At 65.0% G+C, this 17,214-nt stretch carries 21 protein-coding genes, 1 tRNA gene and 1 pseudogene; 10 read left to right on the top strand and 13 right to left on the bottom strand.

Features of this window, described 5'->3' with window-relative positions:
- Position 1: 1 nt before the first annotated feature.
- From NUW51_RS06815 to rplK, 3 genes are all read right to left on the bottom strand, one after another.
- Positions 2–1,111 carry a serine hydrolase domain-containing protein gene (locus NUW51_RS06815; protein WP_265564004.1) on the bottom strand — a complete coding sequence of 370 codons (1,110 nt, stop codon included), beginning with the start codon at positions 1,109–1,111 and terminating at the stop codon, positions 2–4.
- 134 nt (positions 1,112–1,245) lie between these two features.
- Positions 1,246–1,944: a 50S ribosomal protein L1 gene (gene rplA / locus NUW51_RS06810; protein WP_265564003.1), complete on the bottom strand. Its 699-nt coding sequence runs from the start codon at positions 1,942–1,944 to the stop codon at positions 1,246–1,248.
- A 2-nt stretch (positions 1,945–1,946) separates the two neighbouring features.
- The gene (gene rplK, locus NUW51_RS06805; protein ID WP_265564001.1) at positions 1,947–2,378 is read right to left on the bottom strand and encodes a 50S ribosomal protein L11; all 432 of its coding nucleotides are present in this window, start codon (positions 2,376–2,378) and stop codon (positions 1,947–1,949) included.
- Between the two features lie 242 nt (positions 2,379–2,620).
- Here rplK and NUW51_RS06800 point away from each other — a divergent pair, with 242 nt between their 5' ends.
- Together NUW51_RS06800 and NUW51_RS06795 are read left to right on the top strand one after the other, a co-directional pair.
- The gene (locus tag NUW51_RS06800) at positions 2,621–3,046 is read left to right on the top strand and encodes a ferritin-like domain-containing protein (RefSeq protein WP_265563999.1); all 426 of its coding nucleotides are present in this window, start codon (positions 2,621–2,623) and stop codon (positions 3,044–3,046) included.
- A gap of 174 nt (positions 3,047–3,220) precedes the next feature.
- Positions 3,221–4,375: a sensor histidine kinase gene (locus NUW51_RS06795; RefSeq protein WP_265563997.1), complete on the top strand. Its 1,155-nt coding sequence runs from the start codon at positions 3,221–3,223 to the stop codon at positions 4,373–4,375.
- Between the two features lie 11 nt (positions 4,376–4,386).
- Here the strand turns inward: NUW51_RS06795 and NUW51_RS06790 are convergent, their stop codons facing one another.
- Together NUW51_RS06790 and NUW51_RS06785 are read right to left on the bottom strand one after the other, a co-directional pair.
- Positions 4,387–5,292, bottom strand: a complete 906-nt coding sequence (locus tag NUW51_RS06790) for a hypothetical protein (RefSeq protein WP_265563995.1) — start codon at positions 5,290–5,292, stop codon at positions 4,387–4,389.
- Positions 5,292–6,662: a glycosyltransferase gene (locus NUW51_RS06785; protein WP_265563993.1), complete on the bottom strand. Its 1,371-nt coding sequence runs from the start codon at positions 6,660–6,662 to the stop codon at positions 5,292–5,294. The genes NUW51_RS06790 and NUW51_RS06785 overlap by 1 nt, the downstream gene beginning before the upstream one ends.
- 312 nt (positions 6,663–6,974) lie before the next feature.
- On the opposite strand from NUW51_RS06785, the gene NUW51_RS06780 reads away from it, so the two are divergent.
- The gene (locus NUW51_RS06780) at positions 6,975–7,673 is read left to right on the top strand and encodes a hypothetical protein (protein WP_265563992.1); all 699 of its coding nucleotides are present in this window, start codon (positions 6,975–6,977) and stop codon (positions 7,671–7,673) included.
- Positions 7,674–7,694: 21 nt separating this feature from the next.
- On the opposite strand, the gene NUW51_RS06775 is transcribed toward NUW51_RS06780, so the two are convergent.
- The 3 genes from NUW51_RS06775 to NUW51_RS06765 all read right to left on the bottom strand — a co-directional run bounded on the left by NUW51_RS06775 (position 7,695) and on the right by NUW51_RS06765 (position 9,096).
- Positions 7,695–7,886 carry a hypothetical protein gene (locus NUW51_RS06775; protein ID WP_265563990.1) on the bottom strand — a complete coding sequence of 64 codons (192 nt, stop codon included), beginning with the start codon at positions 7,884–7,886 and terminating at the stop codon, positions 7,695–7,697.
- A 271-nt stretch (positions 7,887–8,157) separates the two neighbouring features.
- Positions 8,158–8,451, bottom strand: coding sequence for a UrcA family protein (locus NUW51_RS06770; RefSeq protein WP_265563987.1), 294 nt, complete (start codon positions 8,449–8,451; stop codon positions 8,158–8,160).
- A 75-nt stretch (positions 8,452–8,526) separates the two neighbouring features.
- Positions 8,527–9,096 (bottom strand): OsmC family protein, encoded by a 570-nt coding sequence (locus tag NUW51_RS06765; RefSeq protein ID WP_265563985.1) that lies wholly within the window; start codon positions 9,094–9,096, stop codon positions 8,527–8,529.
- Positions 9,097–9,251: 155 nt separating this feature from the next.
- Here NUW51_RS06765 and NUW51_RS06760 point away from each other — a divergent pair, with 155 nt between their 5' ends.
- Both NUW51_RS06760 and NUW51_RS06755 read left to right on the top strand, forming a co-directional pair.
- Positions 9,252–10,172: an AraC family transcriptional regulator gene (locus NUW51_RS06760; RefSeq protein WP_265563983.1), complete on the top strand. Its 921-nt coding sequence runs from the start codon at positions 9,252–9,254 to the stop codon at positions 10,170–10,172.
- A gap of 160 nt (positions 10,173–10,332) precedes the next feature.
- Positions 10,333–10,686: a hypothetical protein gene (locus NUW51_RS06755; protein ID WP_265563981.1), complete on the top strand. Its 354-nt coding sequence runs from the start codon at positions 10,333–10,335 to the stop codon at positions 10,684–10,686.
- A gap of 270 nt (positions 10,687–10,956) precedes the next feature.
- On the opposite strand, the gene nusG is transcribed toward NUW51_RS06755, so the two are convergent.
- The 4 genes from nusG to NUW51_RS06735 all read right to left on the bottom strand — a co-directional run bounded on the left by nusG (position 10,957) and on the right by NUW51_RS06735 (position 13,797).
- Positions 10,957–11,493 carry a transcription termination/antitermination protein NusG gene (gene nusG, locus NUW51_RS06750; RefSeq protein WP_265563979.1) on the bottom strand — a complete coding sequence of 179 codons (537 nt, stop codon included), beginning with the start codon at positions 11,491–11,493 and terminating at the stop codon, positions 10,957–10,959.
- 20 nt (positions 11,494–11,513) lie between these two features.
- Positions 11,514–11,711 (bottom strand): preprotein translocase subunit SecE, encoded by a 198-nt coding sequence (gene secE, locus NUW51_RS06745; protein ID WP_265563977.1) that lies wholly within the window; start codon positions 11,709–11,711, stop codon positions 11,514–11,516.
- Between the two features lie 172 nt (positions 11,712–11,883).
- Positions 11,884–11,959 (bottom strand) — tRNA-Trp (locus NUW51_RS06740).
- Positions 11,960–12,006: 47 nt separating this feature from the next.
- Positions 12,007–13,797 (bottom strand): fatty acyl-AMP ligase, encoded by a 1,791-nt coding sequence (locus NUW51_RS06735; RefSeq protein ID WP_265563976.1) that lies wholly within the window; start codon positions 13,795–13,797, stop codon positions 12,007–12,009.
- Positions 13,798–13,921: 124 nt separating this feature from the next.
- Between NUW51_RS06735 and NUW51_RS06730 the strand changes: the two genes are divergently transcribed.
- The 5 genes and pseudogenes from NUW51_RS06730 to NUW51_RS12845 form a co-directional block, all read left to right on the top strand.
- Entirely contained in the window at positions 13,922–14,464 is a 543-nt protein-coding gene (locus tag NUW51_RS06730) for a regulatory protein RecX (RefSeq protein WP_265563974.1), read from the top strand.
- Positions 14,465–14,592: 128 nt separating this feature from the next.
- Positions 14,593–15,138, top strand: coding sequence for a cold-shock protein (locus tag NUW51_RS06725; RefSeq protein WP_265563972.1), 546 nt, complete (start codon positions 14,593–14,595; stop codon positions 15,136–15,138).
- 107 nt (positions 15,139–15,245) lie between these two features.
- A complete protein-coding gene (locus NUW51_RS06720) occupies positions 15,246–15,596 on the top strand; it encodes a DUF192 domain-containing protein (protein WP_265563970.1) in 351 nt (116 codons plus the stop codon).
- 48 nt (positions 15,597–15,644) lie between these two features.
- Entirely contained in the window at positions 15,645–16,034 is a 390-nt protein-coding gene (locus tag NUW51_RS06715; RefSeq protein ID WP_265563968.1) for an NADH:ubiquinone oxidoreductase subunit NDUFA12, read from the top strand.
- A gap of 1 nt (position 16,035) precedes the next feature.
- Positions 16,036–16,425: pseudogene (locus NUW51_RS12845) on the top strand (DUF2155 domain-containing protein); the annotation flags it as partial.
- Positions 16,426–16,460: 35 nt separating this feature from the next.
- Here the strand turns inward: NUW51_RS12845 and aat are convergent.
- Positions 16,461–17,156 carry a leucyl/phenylalanyl-tRNA--protein transferase gene (gene aat / locus NUW51_RS06705; RefSeq protein WP_265587946.1) on the bottom strand — a complete coding sequence of 232 codons (696 nt, stop codon included), beginning with the start codon at positions 17,154–17,156 and terminating at the stop codon, positions 16,461–16,463.
- Between the last annotated feature and the right edge of the window lie 58 nt (positions 17,157–17,214).

The following is a 17,214-nucleotide window of genomic DNA, read 5'->3' as shown; positions in this document are numbered from 1 at the left end:
CTCAATCGGCGAACAGCAGGTCCTGCAACGCCGCCTCGAACGCCTCTCCCTTGTCCGAATTGGTCACGAACACATAGCCCGAGCGCGTCGCGGGCCAGATGGCGAAGCCCGACTGGAAGTCGCCATTGTTGCCGCCATGCGCGAAATGGCGCCCGCCGGGCCCGTCCTTGATCGACAGCCCCATGGTCCAGCCGACCTCGCCCCCGGCGAGCCGTCCCGGATCGTCTTCGGCGATGGTCACCGCCGAGGTGAACATCGCCTCATGCGCGTCCTCGCTCAGCCCTTCACCCTCCATCAGCGCGATCAGGAAGCGCGCATAGAGCGGCGCATTGGCATGGAGCCGTCCCGCCGCGCCAAAGGTCTGCGGCTGGTCGTCGGGAAAGGTTTGCGGCCACGCCTTGATGTTGCGCGCCCCATCCTTGTGCCCCGCCACCTTGTGCCGCGACACTTCGGGGGTGGCGACAAAGCTCATCGGCTGGAGCCCCAGCGGCTGCGCCACCTGATATTGGAACAGCGCATCGAGGTTGAACAGATCATGCCCCGTCGTTGCAGCGATCGTCTCGGCGAGATAGCGAAAGCCCTCGCCCGAATAGCCGAAGGTGCCGGGCTCCTGCCGCAGATAGAGCTGCCCGCGCGGCACATCGAGCCCCTCGGGCCGTGGATCGAACCAGCGCCAGTTGGGCAGGCCGGTGCGATGCGACAGCACATGGCGCGGCGTAATCGTGGCAAAGGCCGCGCTGTCCGCCAGTTCGGGGATCGGGCGCACCTCCATCAGCGGGCGATCCATGTCGATCACCCCCTGGTCGGCCAGCTTCAGCGTGAAATAGGCAAACACGGGCTTGGACAGCGACCCCATCTCGAAGATCGACTTCTCGTCGATCACCCGATCGCTCCAGTAGTCGGCCTGCCCCGTCTGGCGGGCATAGACGATCTCGCCGTCCTCGATCAGCGCCACCGACACGCCGGGCATTTCCAGCGCCTCGAGCTGCGCGTCGATGAAGCGGTCCATCTCGCCCGCCGCCGGGATCGCGCCCCCCGGCATGGCCAGCGCCGCGGCGCTCATCGGCATGGCGAGCGCCAGTACGGCGGCCCCTGCAAGCAATCTCAACACGGCACCATCCCCCGCTTACACCTGTAATCCGCTCCCGCCTTCGCAGCTTCGCGCGCAAAAGAAAAGCCGGCGGGTCGCCCCACCGGCTTCACTTTTCGACGAACGGCGGACCGTTCGTGCCAGATCCTCGGCGCTTAGGCGCCTTCGACCTCGGCGGTGTCGATGCGCACGCCGCGACCCATGGTCGAGGACAGCGCGACCTTCTGGACATATTTGCCCTTGGCGCCCGACGGCTTGGCCTTGACGATCGCGTTCACGAACGCATCGAAATTGGCCTTGAGGTCCTTGTCGGCGAAGCTCGCCTTGCCGATGCCGGCATGGACGATGCCGTTCTTCTCGGCGCGATACTGGACTTCGCCGGCCTTGGCGTTCTTGACCGCTTCGGCGGGGTTCGGCGTGACCGTGCCCAGCTTCGGGTTCGGCATCAGGCCCTTGGGACCCAGCACCTTGCCGAGGCGACCGACGACACCCATCATGTCCGGCGTGGCGATGACGCGGTCATAGTCGAGGTTGCCGTTCTGCATGTCTTCCATGAGGTCTTCGGCACCGACGACGTCCGCGCCGGCTTCCTTGGCCGCGTCGGCCTTGTCGCCCTTGGCGAACACGGCGACCTTCAAGGTCTTGCCGGTGCCGCTGGGCATGGCGACGACGCCGCGGACCATCTGGTCGGCGTGACGCGGGTCGACACCGAGGTTCATCGCGATCTCGACGGTCTCGTCGAACTTCGAGGTCGCCAGTTCCTTGACCAGCTTGATGGCTTCATCGACGCCGTACAGCTTTTCCGAATCGACCTTGTCGAGGAGCGACTTCTGCTTCTTGGTCAGCTTGGCCATGATTAACCCTCCACCACTTCGAGGCCCATGGCGCGCGCCGAGCCTTCGATGATCTTCGTGGCGGCCTCGATGTCATTGGCATTGAGGTCGGCCATCTTGGTTTCCGCGATCTTGGCAACGTCGCTGCGCTTGATCGTGCCGGCCGAGACCTTGCCCGGTTCCTTCGAACCCGACTTGAGCTTGGCGGCGCGCTTCAGGAGGAAGCTGGCGGGCGGGGTCTTCATGGTGAAGCTGAAGCTGCGATCCGCATAGACCGTGATGGTCGTCGGGATCGGCATGTTCTTTTCCATGTCCTGCGTGGCGGCGTTGAAGGCCTTGCAGAATTCCATGATGTTGACACCGCGCTGACCGAGCGCGGGGCCGATCGGCGGGGAGGGGTTGGCGACGCCCGCAGGCACCTGGAGCTTGATATAGCCCGAAATCTTCTTCGCCATGGCAAAGAGTTCCTTTCACACTGTCGTGCCCGGAGGCACTCATGTTAAGCGGTACAAGCGGGTCGCCGAGGCGACCCTCCCGCGCGAAATGTCCGAATCCAATGGATGAACAGCCGCGCCCCTAGCGCAAAAGACGCGCCCTTGCAACGCGCCAGAACGAATGGCCGCCGCGCCGAACGCGGGACAGGATGGGGGGGCTCGTTCGTTGAAGGGGCGTATCCATTATCGTGAAGGAGTACCCCATGTCCATTTTGAAGACCCTCACCGACACCACGTTCGATTCGGTCGAAGGCTATCGCCGCGCCGCCGACAAGGCCAACAGCCCCGCCCTCAAGGCAATCCTGACCGAGCAGGCGACCAAGCGCGAAGCGTTGGTCACGCGAATGAATGCCGAGCTCGAGCGTCGCGGCGAACCGCTCGTGACCAAGGGCACCGCCGCGGGCAAGATGCACCAGCTGTGGGTCGAGGTGACCAACCTGTTTGAAAATGGCGACGAAGCCGCGACCGAACGCGTCGAGGAGGGCGAGGACTATCTCGCCGCCAAGTTCGAGGAAGCGCTCAAGATGGACGATCTCGACATTGACTGTCGCCCGATCATCGAGGCCGCCTACCGCGAGGTCAAGGAAGGCGAACGTCTCGCCGACATGCTCGAAAAGCAGTACGACTAGACCGCGTCGTCGCATGATGTCGAACAAGGGGGTCGGACGCCTGTCCGGCCCCTTTTTTCGTGCCGTCAAACGCCGCGGCGCGACGGAAAGTCCCCTTTTTCGAACGATTTAAATGTGGACGACCATCGAGGGCGACCCTAGAACGGCAACTTGTTGCGAGAGGGAAACGATGGAATGACCGACGAGCTGATGCGCCATGCCGTGACGGTGGCCGATTATATGCCCCACGGCATGTGCCTGTTGTGGCAGCCATGGCTCGTCTTCCTCTGGGCGGGCTCGGATGCGCTCATCTTCGCCTCCTACATGGCCATCCCGATCGCGTTGCTCATGGTGCTGAAACGCCGCACCGACGTGCCCCACCGCGGCATCGTCATGCTGTTCGCCAGCTTCATCCTCTTGTGCGGCTTCACCCATCTGTTCGGCATCGTCACCCTGTGGGTGCCCATCTATCCCTATGTCGGCGTCCTAAAGCTCGCCACCGGCATCGTCTCGACCATTACCGCAATCCTGCTGTTCAGGATGATCCCCGCGCTTGTCGCGCTGCCGAGCCCCGGCGATCTGCGCCGCGCCAACGAGGAACTCATCGAGGCCCGCGACGCGCTCGAAGCCAAGGTCGCCGCGCGCACCGCCGAACTGTCCGATGCCAATGCCCGGCTCGCCATTCTCACCCGCGAGGCGGTGCACCGCTCGAACAACCTGCTCGCCGTCGTCTCCTCCCTCGCCCGCCAGAGTGCGCGCGATGCCAGGAACATCGATGACTATGTCGAAACCTTCGCGGGTCGCATCGACGCGCTGGCCGGCGCGACCAGCTCGGTCATGCGCGGCGATGACAAGACCAGCCAGGGCATCGAGACCATCGTTCGGCGCCAACTCGATCCCTTGCTCAACGTGCATGGCGATCGCGTGCGGATCGAGGGGCCGCTCGTGCGCGTCGGCTCCGAAGCGGCGCAACAGATCTCGCTGGCCCTCCATGAACTGGCCACCAATGCGCAGAAATATGGCGGGCTCGATCACGACGAGGCAGCGATCCTCGTCGGCTGGACCGTCGAGGACGGCCGCTTCCGCCTTATCTGGGTGGAAACCTTCGACCCCGCCACGGGCGCCGCCCCCTTCTCCAGCGACCGGGTCGGCTTTGGCACCAAGCTTCTGACCCGCGTCGTGCCGACCATGTTGCGCGGCACCGCCGAGCGCACGGTCGATGCGGCGCATTTCACCTACACGCTCGACGTGCCGATCGAGGAACTGGGCGCGGGCAGCGAAGGCGAGGGCGAGACCGGGCTTGCCGCACGCATCGTCGATGAAACCTTCGGCGCGGACACCAGGGCCTAGCGCCCCTGACCTTACAGCAAGGTGCGCGCCGACACGCTCAACTGTCCGTAGCGATAGCCCTGCCCGAGGATCGTCGGCACCTCGCTGTACAGCGCCTGCGCTTCCAGGCTGACGCGCCCGAACGCCGGGCTCGTCACCCGCGCCTCGGCGAACCGGCTGTCGCGCCAGTCGCCGCCCGTCTCCTTCTGGGCGCCCCAGCCGCCCGCAAGCCGATAGCGCCAGCCTCCGGTAAACCGCTGCACCTGCACCACCGGCAACAGCTGCACATAGTCACCCGGCGCGTAATAGTCATATTCACGCGGCACGCTGTCGTGGAACGTGCGCGCGCGCAGCTGCACGCTCAGCCCCTGATCGGGCGCCACCACGTAAATCGCATTGGCCCGCGCATGGAGCCGCACATTGTCGCCCGTGAAATCCTGCACCCCGCCGAGCAGCGTCAACTGAGCGCGCGCGCCCAGGGGCACGTCCACCGCCGCCCCGCCATAGGTGCTCGTCAGGTCGAGCGCGAGGCCCTGCGGCGTCTCGATCACGTCGCGCTCGAGGAAGAATTCCTTGCGCCATTCCCCCTCGTGCACCAGCGCCGCCGATCCCAGGATCGTGTTGCCATCACTGCCCACCGTCGTATCGACGCTCCACCGGTCCCCCAGCGGTCTGGTGAGGCGGAGATAGCCACGCGTGACCACCTCCGCTTGCCCGCCGGCCGGGGCAAGGCGGGCGCGTTCCAAACGAAATCCGGTGACCTTCTCGCGGCCAAGGCGCGCGAGGTCGAAGTCGAACGACAGTTTGGTGATCTCGGTCCCGTCCGCATCGCTCGAGGCGAACAGATTGGCCCCCACGGCAGGCCGCGCCTCTTGCGCCATCGCAGCGGCCGGCACGACGGCGACGAGCGCCGCTCCGGCGGCAAACAGCATCTTCACTAGCGCGTATCCCATTTCTTGCGGAGCCCGAGCAGCTCGGCGACATACCCCCACACGCAAACGGGCTGCATGATCAGCGTATAGGCGAAACAATAGAAGACGAACCCGCGCCGGTTGCGCGTCACGCGCAGCCCTTGCGCTTCGAACATCTTCTTCTGGATGCGATAGATCACCCCGTTCCACAGCATCGCCAGCGGCAGCACCGCCACCGTCAGCGGTCCGACGATCCAATAATAGCCGAACAGCGCCGCCACGATCCCCGGAATGAACACGAAGGTATAGACGAGGTCGAGGGGCAGGAACGTCAGGTTCCACCAGATGAACAGCCCCGTCAGCCGCGTCGAGAAAAGCAGCTTCTTGTGCCGCCCGAACGCCTCGATCAGCCCCCGCGACCAGCGCTTGCGCTGCAGGGCGAACTGCTTGAGGCTCGTCGGCACTTCGGTAAAGACGATCGCATCCTCGGCATAGCCAATGCGCCAGCCCTTCTCGAGCATCGCCCAGGTGACGACGATATCCTCGCCCACCGTCTCGGGCCAGCCGCCCACCGCCAGCAGCGCCTTCTTGCGGTAGAGCGAGAAGGCCCCCTGCGCGACCAGCGTGCCGTGATACATGCTCTGCATCCGCTTGACCGCCGCGATGCCGTGGAAATAGTCCCACTCCTGCGCCGCCGCGAGAAGGCTGTCGCCCGGATTGCGCGCCAGCACGCAACCCGCGATCGCCTGCGTCAACGGCGGGTCGCTCGCCAGCCGCTCGACGATCGCGCGCAAACTCCCTTCGCGCAGCGTGCAGTCGCCATCCAGCGTGATGATCAGCTCGTGGCTCGCCATCGCCAGCCCGTCGTTGAGCACATGGCTCTTGCCACGATTGTCGGCAAAGTCGATCAGCCGCACGTCGAAATTGGGCCGCCACGCCGTGCGCTCGATATAGTCGCGCGCGATCTGCGCCGTGCGATCGCGCGACCCGTCGTTCAGCACGAACACCTCGACCGGCCCCGGATATTTCGACCGGGTAAAGGCGGCGAGCGTGTTCTGGATCGCCTTTTCCTCCTGATAGGCGGCGATCAGGATGGTGATCCCCGGATATTCCTTGAGCGCCCGGCGCGGCGGCCTTTTGTCGAGCAGCAGCGAAAAGATCAGAAAGCCGTTCATGAAGCCCGGCACGAAGGCGATGAAGCCGATCGCCACCCAGGCGAACACCGGATGCGTCAGCTGCCCCAGGTCGCGGATCCACGGCTGCGCCAACCAGATAGACAGCCCCATCCAGGTAAAGGCCGCCGCCAGCGCGATCAGAAATTTGGAGCGCACCCCGACATAAAACCGTCGCCGCACCGGCGGCATATCGTCGAACTGGTCGGCGGGCTCGTAACGCATGTCAAAGCAACCCCAAGGAAAAAGAGGCCGCTCCGATTTTGCGTACGGAGTCGGTGTCGGCGCCGATTATGCGCAAATTTAACTGAGAGATAATGAATAATGCGCCGACCTCTGATCGATTTTGGCGATATACGCTTTGAAATGGCGCTTTCCCGCCGCGCGCGCTCCACCGCCGTCCCCGCCCGGCCGCGCGCTTTTTCCGCCCCATCGCCAAATCCGATGCACGGCGGCCACAGGGCGCCGTGCATGCGCCTTGCTGGCGACCCGGCCCGCCGCCCTTGCCAAATAGGATTTCGACTGATGCAATCGAGCATGAGACGCGATCCTACAGCCGCCCCCCGCCGCGAGCCCTATCGCGCGGCCGAGCTCGCCGCCTTCCTGCGCGCCCTCGCGCTCACCGGCAATGTCGCGCTCGCCGCCGCCACCATCCACCGTCCCAAGGCGGGCTTGTACAAGCTGCGCGCCCGCAACCCCGCCTTCGCCGCCCGCTGCACCGCCGCCCTGGCGGCCTTCCACAAATATTCCTCTCCCCATCCGGGGGAGAGGACAGCGAAGCTTGCCGCCAGGCTAGCGAAGCTTGGAGAGGGGCGTGTTGTCGAACAATCCGACACCCCCGAACCACCCCCGCTGCGCTACCTCCCCGCTCGCGGCACCCGCCGCGCCCAGATCCGCCGCGCCCCACCCGGCAGCCTCACGCCCGCGCGAGAAGCCGATTTCCTCGCCGCACTCGCCTGCACCGGCAACGTCCGCCTTGCCGCCGACAGCATCGCCATCGCCGCGAGCAGCATCCACCGCCGCCGCAAGACCGACCCCGATTTCGCCCGCCGCTTCGACGAGGCGCAGGCCCGCGCCCGGCAGGTCGTCGAAGACCTGATCGCCGAACGCGCCCTCCAGACCTTCGACCCCGACACCCGCCGCGCGGCGCCGGGCGCGCCAAGCCCCGACCCCACCCACAAACTCACCACCTCGCAGGCGCTGCAATTTTTGCAGCGCATGGACAAGGGGAGGTGAGGGGACCGTCACCAAGGCGCGCTAGCCGCGAGCCGCCGCGATCAGCTTGGGCCATTCGCCGATCATCGCCGCGAAGGTCGCTGCGTCGATGGCCCCGACCTCGGCTCGGGCATCGTCGGTCAGCGGCGTGAACGTATAAGCGACCGTGACGAGGCTTCGCTGTCCCTTCTGTTCGAGCTCGACCTCGACGATATCGAAGCGAGCGGCGGGCATTACGCGGGCATAGCGGACACGCCGGGGCGGATCCCAGTCGATGCACATCCACAGCGTGCGCCCATCTCCCTCGCCGGTTTCCCAGACGGTGCCTCGCGCAGTGGTTTCGGGGACGGCGGCGTGGAGAAAGGTCGGACTTCAACCGTCGACCCAATCGCGCTCGCCTTCCGCCGTGAACAAGGCGAAGGCCTCGGCAGGCGGAAAATGCAGGGTAAAGCCGTAGCGATGTGTTTTCTGCATGGGATGGCTCCTCGAAGGCAGGCCAGGTCATTCAGCGACCGGCGCGATAGTCTCGAAAAATTTGCCTCAGGGCCGGTGTCGGGCTCGCGTCGAGAACCTCGACGTCGACATGGCAAGGCGTCGCGGCGGCATCATGGACTCCGCAGACTTTTCTCGCTTCTGCCAGCACCCGGTCGATCAACGCATCGCGGTCCTCTTGGGTCGACAGGTCCAGGCCGACTGCCGAAACGACGACGTCGGTCACGATCGGCGCTGGTTCGACGGGGTCGGCGGCGGGAATGAGCTCCGCGCCAATCGCGAGCGCGATGAGGGTCATGTTCATCATAGGTCTTCTCCCATGTTCGAAAGGGGGTGGGCCGGACGGAGCGTTCGTCCGGCCCGGGGCGCATGCCGGAGTGGATCAGCCGCGCGCGACGCTGCATTCCACCGGGATGGGACGGGTCAGGTGGAAGTGGTTGGGCGAGACCTTGCGAACATGATCGAGAATTGCCTCGAATTGCGCGTCGGTACCGTTGCCGTCGATGCTCACGCGAGTGACCAGCTTGTCGACCCCCGGAGCGATGCCGCTCTCGGGATCGAGGAAACCGCGCAGGTCGAGCGCGCCTTCGCTATCCACCGACAGATGCGACAAGGTGATGCCTTCGGCGGCGGCGGCCGTCACGAACCCCACGAGGATGCAGGCGTTGAGCGCGGCGAGCAAAAGTTCCTGCGGGTTGGGCGCCTCGTCCCCGCCGAGCATCTCATGCGGTTCGTCCGCCGCAATCGCGTGGCGACGTTCGATCTGCTGACCGCCGATGCTCATCGAGCGGGTGCGGCTGATCGATCGGCACTGGCCGCGCCACTCGGTCGTGACGGCAAATCGGGCCTCGGCGGCTGCCGGATCGGCAACGACGGCCTCGGCGATCGCGCCGACGACGCCGAGGTCGATCCCGTTAACGACGGGCGCCGAGATGGAAGTCTGTTCGTTCATTTCATTTTCTCCTTTGAATGCCGACGGCACCATGTCCGTCGTCGGAGAAAGGAAATGGACGATACGGCCGATGCGCTGAATGACACGGGTGCCGCCATGCTTGACCGATCGTCCGGAACTGTCACATTGCGGGCATGAGCGGCGTGGAAACCATCTTGCGCGACCTGTCCCTGTCGGGAGCGGTGTTCCTCGATGGCGAGTTGGCGGGCGACTGGTCGGTGCGCAGCCAGATGGAGCCGGCCGATTTCCCTGATCAGATGGCGCCCGACGCGCGCATGATCAGCTATCATTTCATTCGCCAGGGGCCGGTGCGGTGCCGGATCGAGGGAGGCGAGGAGGTCCTGTTGGACGCCGGCGATCTCGTCGTGCTGACGCGCAACGATGCGCATTTCCTGTCCTCGGGCGAAACCGTCGATGCGGTCGATGCCAAGGTAGCGATGGGACGGCCTGACGACGAGGGCATCCATCGCGTGCGGTTGCCCGGCGAACGGGATCGGCGCGCGCTCTACTGCGGCTTCTTGGGCGGCAGCGATCATCCGCTGCTCGACGCCTTGCCCGCATTGATGGTGGTGCGCACCAAGGACCATGCCGATTGGATCGAGCGGACTTTTCGTCTGATCGTCGAGGACTTGCGAACGGCCTCGCCGGTGATGGTGGCGCAACTGGCGGCAGGGATCTTCGTGGAAGCGGTGCGGCGGTTCGTTGCCGAGCATCATGATGGAGAAGAGATGCTGGCGGCGCTCTCCGATCCGGTGGTGGGGAAGACATTGTCGGCGATCCATGCCGACCTTGCGCGAGAGATTGCGAGCGATACGCTGGCCGCGCAGGTCGGTGTATCGCGCAGCGTGATGATGGAGCGATTTTCAAAAGCGCTTGGATGCGGCCCGACCAGCTATCGCAATCGCCTGCGCCTCGCGACCGCCGCGCGGGCCTTGCGGACCAGCGACCGGCCCGTCTCCCAGATCGGCTTCGCGGCGGGTTATGAAAGCGAAGAGGGCTTCAGCCGCGCCTTCAAGAAGGCCTATGGCGTATCGCCGTCGAAGTATCGGATATTCAGCTCAAAAGAAGGGGCCTGATCCCCAAGTTCCATAATATCCGCGCGCAACGCGTCCGCCGAGACGCCATCGCTCGACACAAAAAAAGGACCGCCGAAGCGGTCCTGAAGATGAAGCCAGAACTATCCGTCTATTCCCCGTCCGTTCTCGCGAGGTGCATTCCCCGCAAATCTTAGGAGGCTTGAAGGTGATTGACTGCACAGGACAAAAGGCGATGCGCTGGCTTATGTTGACGCTCATCGCATTGAGCGCCGGAGGTTGCGTCGGCGCGGCTTTCGCGCCGATCGCTCCCCTCGATCCCACGAAAACTGACTGTGCGGCAAACGCAATCCAGACCATCTTATCCATGCAACAGGACGAGCTTTTCGTAGGACGTTGGCGGATAGACGTCGATTTTCCTGCGGGCGAGGCATGGGAAACAAACAAACTCGTCACGATCGCTCTTTCTGCCTACAACGGCAATCCAGGCGGCGGAGGAGAGTTTCTCGTACATTGTGTCTCCGGCGATATCATCGCGAAGGAGGAGTATCGTTAGCGGCAGCCGGGCCTTGTCAGGCGTCATGGCATTTTCGCGCACGAGGGATTTCCGGGAGAAGTAGATTTGGCTGACGCTCGCCTTCAGGCGACCTCAAATCGCTCTTCAGTCGCCCCTTCGGCCAGGCAGGAGCGTTGACAGTTCGTTGCGCCCGACGCTGTCGATCCTGTCGCGCTAATCGCGCGCAATTTGTCCGCCGGGACGCCATCGCTCGACACAAAAAAAGGACCGCCGAAGCGGTCCTTTTGTTTGTGCTCGGCAGCGCGCTGGTTACTTGACCAGTTCGACCTGGTCGAATTCCAGTTCCACGGGCGTGGCGCGGCCGAAGATCGAGACGCTGACCTTGACCATGTTGCGCTCGAAGTTGAGCTCTTCGACGATGCCGGTGAAGCTCGCGAAGGGGCCGTCGAGCACCTTGACGTTGTCGCCGATCTCGTAATCGACGCTGATCTTCTGCTTGGGCGCGTCGGCGGTCTCTTCCTTGGTGTCGAGCATGCGGTTGGCCTGCGCGTCGGGGATCGGCTGCGGCTTGGCGTTGTTGCCGAGGAAGCCCGTCACCTTGGGGGTGTTCTTGACGAGGTGGTAGACGTCGTCGGTCATCGTCAGCTTGGCCAGCACATAGCCCGGCATGAACTTGCGTTCGCTCTGGACCTTCTTGCCGCGCTTGATCTCGGTGACCGTCTCGGTCGGCACTTCGACGCGCTCGACCGCTTCCTCGAGGCCGAGGCGCTTGGCTTCGGCGAGGACGGCTTCCTTCACCTTGTTCTCGAAACCCGAATAGGCGTGGATGATGTACCAGCGGGACATGGACAAACTCTCTGTCAGGCTCAGCCGATGAGGCCGATGAGGAAGTTGACGATCGAACGGAAGACGGTGTCGACGCCGAGGAAGAAGAAGGCGAGGATCGTGGTCATGATGAGCACCATGATCGCCGTCTGGATGGTTTCCTTGCGGGTCGGCCAGACGACCTTGCGCGCTTCGGCGCGGACCTGCGAAATATACTCGGCGGGGCTCGTCTTGGCCACTGGTCGATCCTTCTTCTGTCACGGCTTTCGGGTAGGGCTCTTCCCCCGCCGCCGGTCAGGTCCGGTGCGGGGATCGCTTCCTACCCATGTCGCATGGGAAGGCGATGTAGAGCGCATGCGCACTTTTTGCAAGGAGGCAGATGCGGCGTCGGTGTGATCCGCGTGGGCGGCCTGGCAGGGGCAGCAGGATTCGAACCCGCGACCCTCGGTTTTGGAGACCGATGCTCTACCAACTGAGCTATACCCCTAGGCCGGACCGCGCCACTACCCCCCCCAGATGATTAGTTCAAGCCTTTTAGGCGGCGATGTCGACGGGTTGAATTTCGCCGGAGACGTACATGTTGCGTGCCTTGACGCGGGACAGCTTGCCCGAGCTGGTGCGGGGAAGGCTGCGGGGGGGGACGAGTTCGACGATCGGGCTGATGCCGGTGATCGAGCGGACGCGTTCCTTGATCTCGTCGCGCAGCTTGCCGCGTTCGGCGAGGTCGGAGACGCGGCAGTGGACCAGCACGGCGGGCAGTTCCTCGCCCGTTTCCGTGGTCAGCGCGAAGGCGGCGATGTCGCCCGACTTGAAGCCGGGGAGCTGCTCGACCGCCCATTCGATGTCCTGCGGCCAATGATTGCGGCCGTTGATGATGATCATGTCCTTGGCGCGGCCGACGATGAAGATGTAGTCGTTCGACAGATATCCCATGTCGCCGGTGTCGAGCCAGCCGTCGTCCGACAGGCAGGCCTTGGTCGATTCCTCGTCGCGGAAATAACCGGTCATGACCGAGCCACCGCGCACCAGCACGCGCCCGACGCTGTGATCGGGCAGGACATTGTCGTCATGGTCGCGGATCTCGATCTCCATGCCCTCGACCGCCTTGCCGCAATTGACGATGGCACGATAGCGCTGAGGACGGTCCTCGCCGCCCGGGGCGGGAGCGCCGCCGGCCAGCTTCTCTTCCTCGACCAGCTCGAGCTTGATGCCTTCGCCCGGCGGCATCAGCGACACCGCGAGCGTGGCCTCGGCGAGACCGTAGCTCGGGCAGAAGGCCTTGGGATCGAAGCCTGCGGGCGCATAGGCGTCGACGAAACTCTGCATCACGTCGGGGCGGATCATGTCGGCGCCATTGCCGGCGATGCGCCAGCGCGACAGGTCGAAGCGATCCTCCGCCTTGGTCTTGGTCGAGATGCGGCGCGCGCAAATGTCGTAACCGAAGGTCGGCGAATAGGATAGTGTGGTGCCCGGATTGCGGCTGATGAGGTCGAGCCAGGTCAACGGACGCCGCGCGAAATCCTCGGTCTTCATGTAGTCGACCGACAGCTGGTTCGCCATCGGGCTGAGCATGCAGCCGACAAGGCCCATGTCGTGATACCAGGGCAGCCAGCTGATGCAGCGGTCGGTATCGCGATCCCCGACCTGGAGGCCGAGTCCGTGGGCGCGAAGATTGTCGAGCAACTGGCGATGGGTCACCGCCACGCCATGAGGGAAACGGGTCGAGCCCGAGCTGTACTGGAGATAGGCGATGGCATCGGGATCGGCCTGCGGCAGATCGCGCTCGTCGACGGCGACGTCGTGCAGCGACTCCCACGTCCGGTGCGGCACGTTCTTGAGATCGCCCGCGGGCGTGCAGAAGCTTTCCATTTCCTCGGGATAAAGGAAGAGCTGCGGATCCGAGCTGGTCAGCATGACCTTGAGCTGTTCGGTATAGGCGTCGCGCCCGCCAAAGCTGGTCGGCAGCGGCAGCGGCACGGGCCATAGGCCGGCATAGACCGCGCCGAAGAAGCAGGCGGCGAAATCGGGATTGGTCTCGGCGACCAGCGCGACGCGCATGCCGGGCTCGAGGCCGAGCCCCATGAAGCGCTGCGCATGCGCCAGCGCATCGCGCTGCAACTGGCTGTAGGGCAGCACCGCGACGAGACGACCACGCGCATCGTGGAAATTCATGCCGCGGCGTCCGCGCGCAGCATAGTCGAGCGCTTCGCCCAAGGTCGCGAAGTCGGCAATCCGGCGTTGCAGGGTGTCGCGTGTCGGGGTCGTGCCCTCGGGCGCGAGTTCATCCTGCTGATCGAGATCGGTCAAATCGGCTACCCTGTTCATTGTCGTTCCATCCCACCCACGGCTGCCCGGCACCCTCCACGGTGCCCGCAAAGCCTAGGTTATCGCAGCGTCAATGCTGCGCGACTATGGCACAATCAAGGCGGATTGTGACAGGATGGGTCCCATGAAACGCCCCCGGCCCCCGCTCGATTCGGCCCAGATGGAGGCGCTCGCGCTGCGTTATGTCGAGCGTTTCGCCACCACCAGGGCCAAGCTGGCGACCTATCTGCGGCGCAAGCTGCGCGAGCGGGGATGGGCGGGCGAGGGCGCCGCGAGCGAGGCAGTCAGCGCGCTTGCCGAGCGCTTCGCAGCGCGCGGCTATGTCAACGATGCGCTCTATGCCGAGATGAAGGCTCGCGACCTCACCGCGCGAGGCTATGGGGCGCGGCGGGTCGACCAAGCGCTCTATGGGGCGGGCGTTGGAGAGGGCGACCGCGACGGCGCCAAGGCGATCGCCGCCGAGGGCGCCGTCGATGCCGCGCTCAAATTTGCTGCGCGGCGACGGCTCGGCCCTTTTGCACGGGAGAGTAGCGACGACCCGCGCGTCGAGCAGCGCGCGCTCGCCGCCTTCCAGCGGGCCGGCCACGGCTTTTCGCTCGCCCGTGCGATCCTCGCGCTCGATCCTGGCAGCACGCCCGACCGCGAGGCGCTGACCGACCATCTGTGACCCGTTTCGCGACAGGTGGCGCGTTAAACTTTTGTTACGTGTCGGTTTCCCGACACAGCGCTTTCTGCTATGAGCGTTCACATGGGGCGAGAGAAAGTGGAGTCGTGTTCCAGCAGTCCGAATCAAAGATGACAGAACTTTCCGCCAACGAATCGGCGCATGAAGACAGTTCCGAAGTTTCGGGCCGCGTCAAATGGTTCGATGCGACGCGCGGCTTCGGCTTCGTCGTGTCGGATGCGATCGACGGCGACATTCTCGTTCATTTTTCCATTCTCGAGGCGCACGACCGCCGCTCCTTGCCTGAGGGCGCGACGGTCGAATTGCTCGCCGTGCGTCACGAGCGCGGGTGGCAGGCCAAGGAAATTCTCGACATCGACCTGTCGACCGCCTTGCCCCAGGAGCCGCGCTCGTCCATTTCTACGGCCGAACGGGCGGACCGCGAAGCCTTGCTCAAAGGCGCGGGACCGTTCGAACCGGTGGAGGTGAAATGGTTCAATCGCGTCAAGGGCTATGGCTTCGTCAATCGCATGGGGACGCACGAGCCCGATATCTTCGTTCACATGGAGACGGTGCGGGAGGGGCATCTCATGGACCTCGAACCGGGGGACGAGGTGGAAGCGCGCATCGCGGAAGGGCGCAAGGGCCTGACCGCGGTCGCCTTGCGCGAGGGCTGAGCGCCGCGCTCGCGCTCTTCATCGCCGCGCCGCTGGCCGCCTGCCAGCCAGCTTCCGAACCCACGACCAATTTCGCGCCCTCTGGCCTCGTCGAGCGTCCGCTTACCGTGACCACCGCCGACGGGCGGACGCATGATTTCATCGTCGAAATCGCCGATACGCCCGAGGCGCAGCGCAAGGGACTGATGTATCGCGAATCGCTCGCGCCCGATCGCGGCATGGTGTTCCTATACGACACGCCCGCGAACCAGAGCTTCTGGATGAAGAACACCTATATCCCGCTCGACATCATCTATGTGCGGGCCGACGGCACCATCGCGCGCATCTACGAAAATACGCTGCCCTTGTCGCAGACGCCGCTCGGCAGCCTCGAGCCGGTCTCGATGGTGTTCGAGATCGCGGGCGGGCGGAGCGCCGAACTGGGCATCGCGGCGGGCGACATCGTGGCGCTCAAATAGCGCCATGATGCTTGCAAGCGCGCCGGTGCGGCTTTAGGTGGCAAGCCCATGGGAATCCTCGGCAAGATCTTCACCTGGTGGAATGGCGCAAGCGTCGGCACCGACCTGTTCACCAGTCGTCATGGCGACAAGGTCGGGACCGATGCTCTCGGCAATGTCTATTATCGCCACAAGAAGGACCCCAAGCGCCGCTGGGTGATCTACGAGGGCTCGAACGACGCGAGCCGCACGCCGCCCGAGTGGAATGCCTGGCTGCGCGGCACGGTCGATGCGCTGCCCGAGGAAAGCATGCCGCCGCGCCGCGCTTTCCAGAAGGACCCGACCCCCAACCTGACCGGCACGGTTCAGGCCTATCGCCCCGGCGGCAGCATCGCGGGAGCGGGCAAGCGCGCCGCCGCGACCGGCGATTACGAGGCCTGGTCGCCTGACCAGGATTAGGATGCGCCGCGCCTTCATGATCGCGCCGCTCGCGCTGGCGATCCTCGCCTGCGACAGCGCGCCGCCGGCGACCGGCGAGGGCGAGGAGGGGGACCTCGTCGTCGAGGATAGCGGCGAGGTGGTCGACAATAGCGGCCTGCCAGGCGTGACCCCGATGAGCGAGCGCGTCGCGGTGCTCGGCGTCCTCAACAAACGCAACAATCTGACCCGCGACATCGAGCTTCGCCCCGGCCAGCAGGTCCGGCTCGGCGATGCCGTGGTGCGCCTACGCGCCTGCGAGACGACCGCGCCCTGGGAAGATGAAAGCTGGACGGGTGCGTTCGTCCAGCTCGATGTCGAGAGCCGCGCGAGCGGGCGGATGGAACGAGTATTCTCCGGCTGGCTCTACAAGGAAAGCCCGTCGCTCAACGTGGTCGAGCACCAGGTCTATGACGTCTGGCCCAAGAGCTGCGCGATGAGCTTCCCCGATGGGCCCGAGGCGCCCTCGGGCGCGTCGTCGGGGACCATCGCGTCGAGCGCACCGAACCGCACGCCGTCGCCGCCTTCGTCCGACGACGCCGACCCGCTTGCGCCGCTGCCTGCCGACAGCGCGTCTGACAGCAACTGAAGATAACGCGCGCGCGGCACGGTGACCGCGCCCAGGCTTTTGAGATGGTCGGTCATGAACTGGCAGTCGAGCAGGCTGTAGCCGCCGACCTTGAGCCGCGCCACGAGCCACGCCAGCGCGACCTTCGAGGCATCGGTCGCGGTCGAGAACATGCTCTCGCCGAAGAAGGCACCGCCCAGTTCGATCCCATAAAGCCCGCCGACGAGCCTGCCCTCGTGCCACGTCTCGATCGAATGGGCATGCCCTGCGGCGTGGAGACCGATGACGGCACGCGCGATCATCGGGTTGATCCACGTCTCGTCGCGATTGGCACAGCCCGCCAGCACGGCCTCGAATGCGGTATCGGCGGTCACGGCGAACCTGTCCGAACGGAGGCGGCGCGCAAGGCTTTTCGACAAATGAAAGCCGTCCAGCGGCAGGATCGCGCGCTGTCGCGGCTCGACCCAAAAGATGTCAGGCGCATCGGCGCTGTCGGCCATCGGGAAAATGCCGGCCGCATAGCCGCGCAGCAGCATTCGAGGGTCGAGTGTCTCGGTCACCCCGTCACTTTAGCAGCCGCGCCGCGTATTGCGA

Source organism: Sphingomicrobium arenosum (genome assembly GCF_026157085.1).
Taxonomy (GTDB): Bacteria; Pseudomonadota; Alphaproteobacteria; order Sphingomonadales; family Sphingomonadaceae; genus Sphingomicrobium; species Sphingomicrobium arenosum.
Note: the sequence above shows the minus strand (reverse complement) of the source record. Positions and strands in the feature narration are given on the sequence as shown.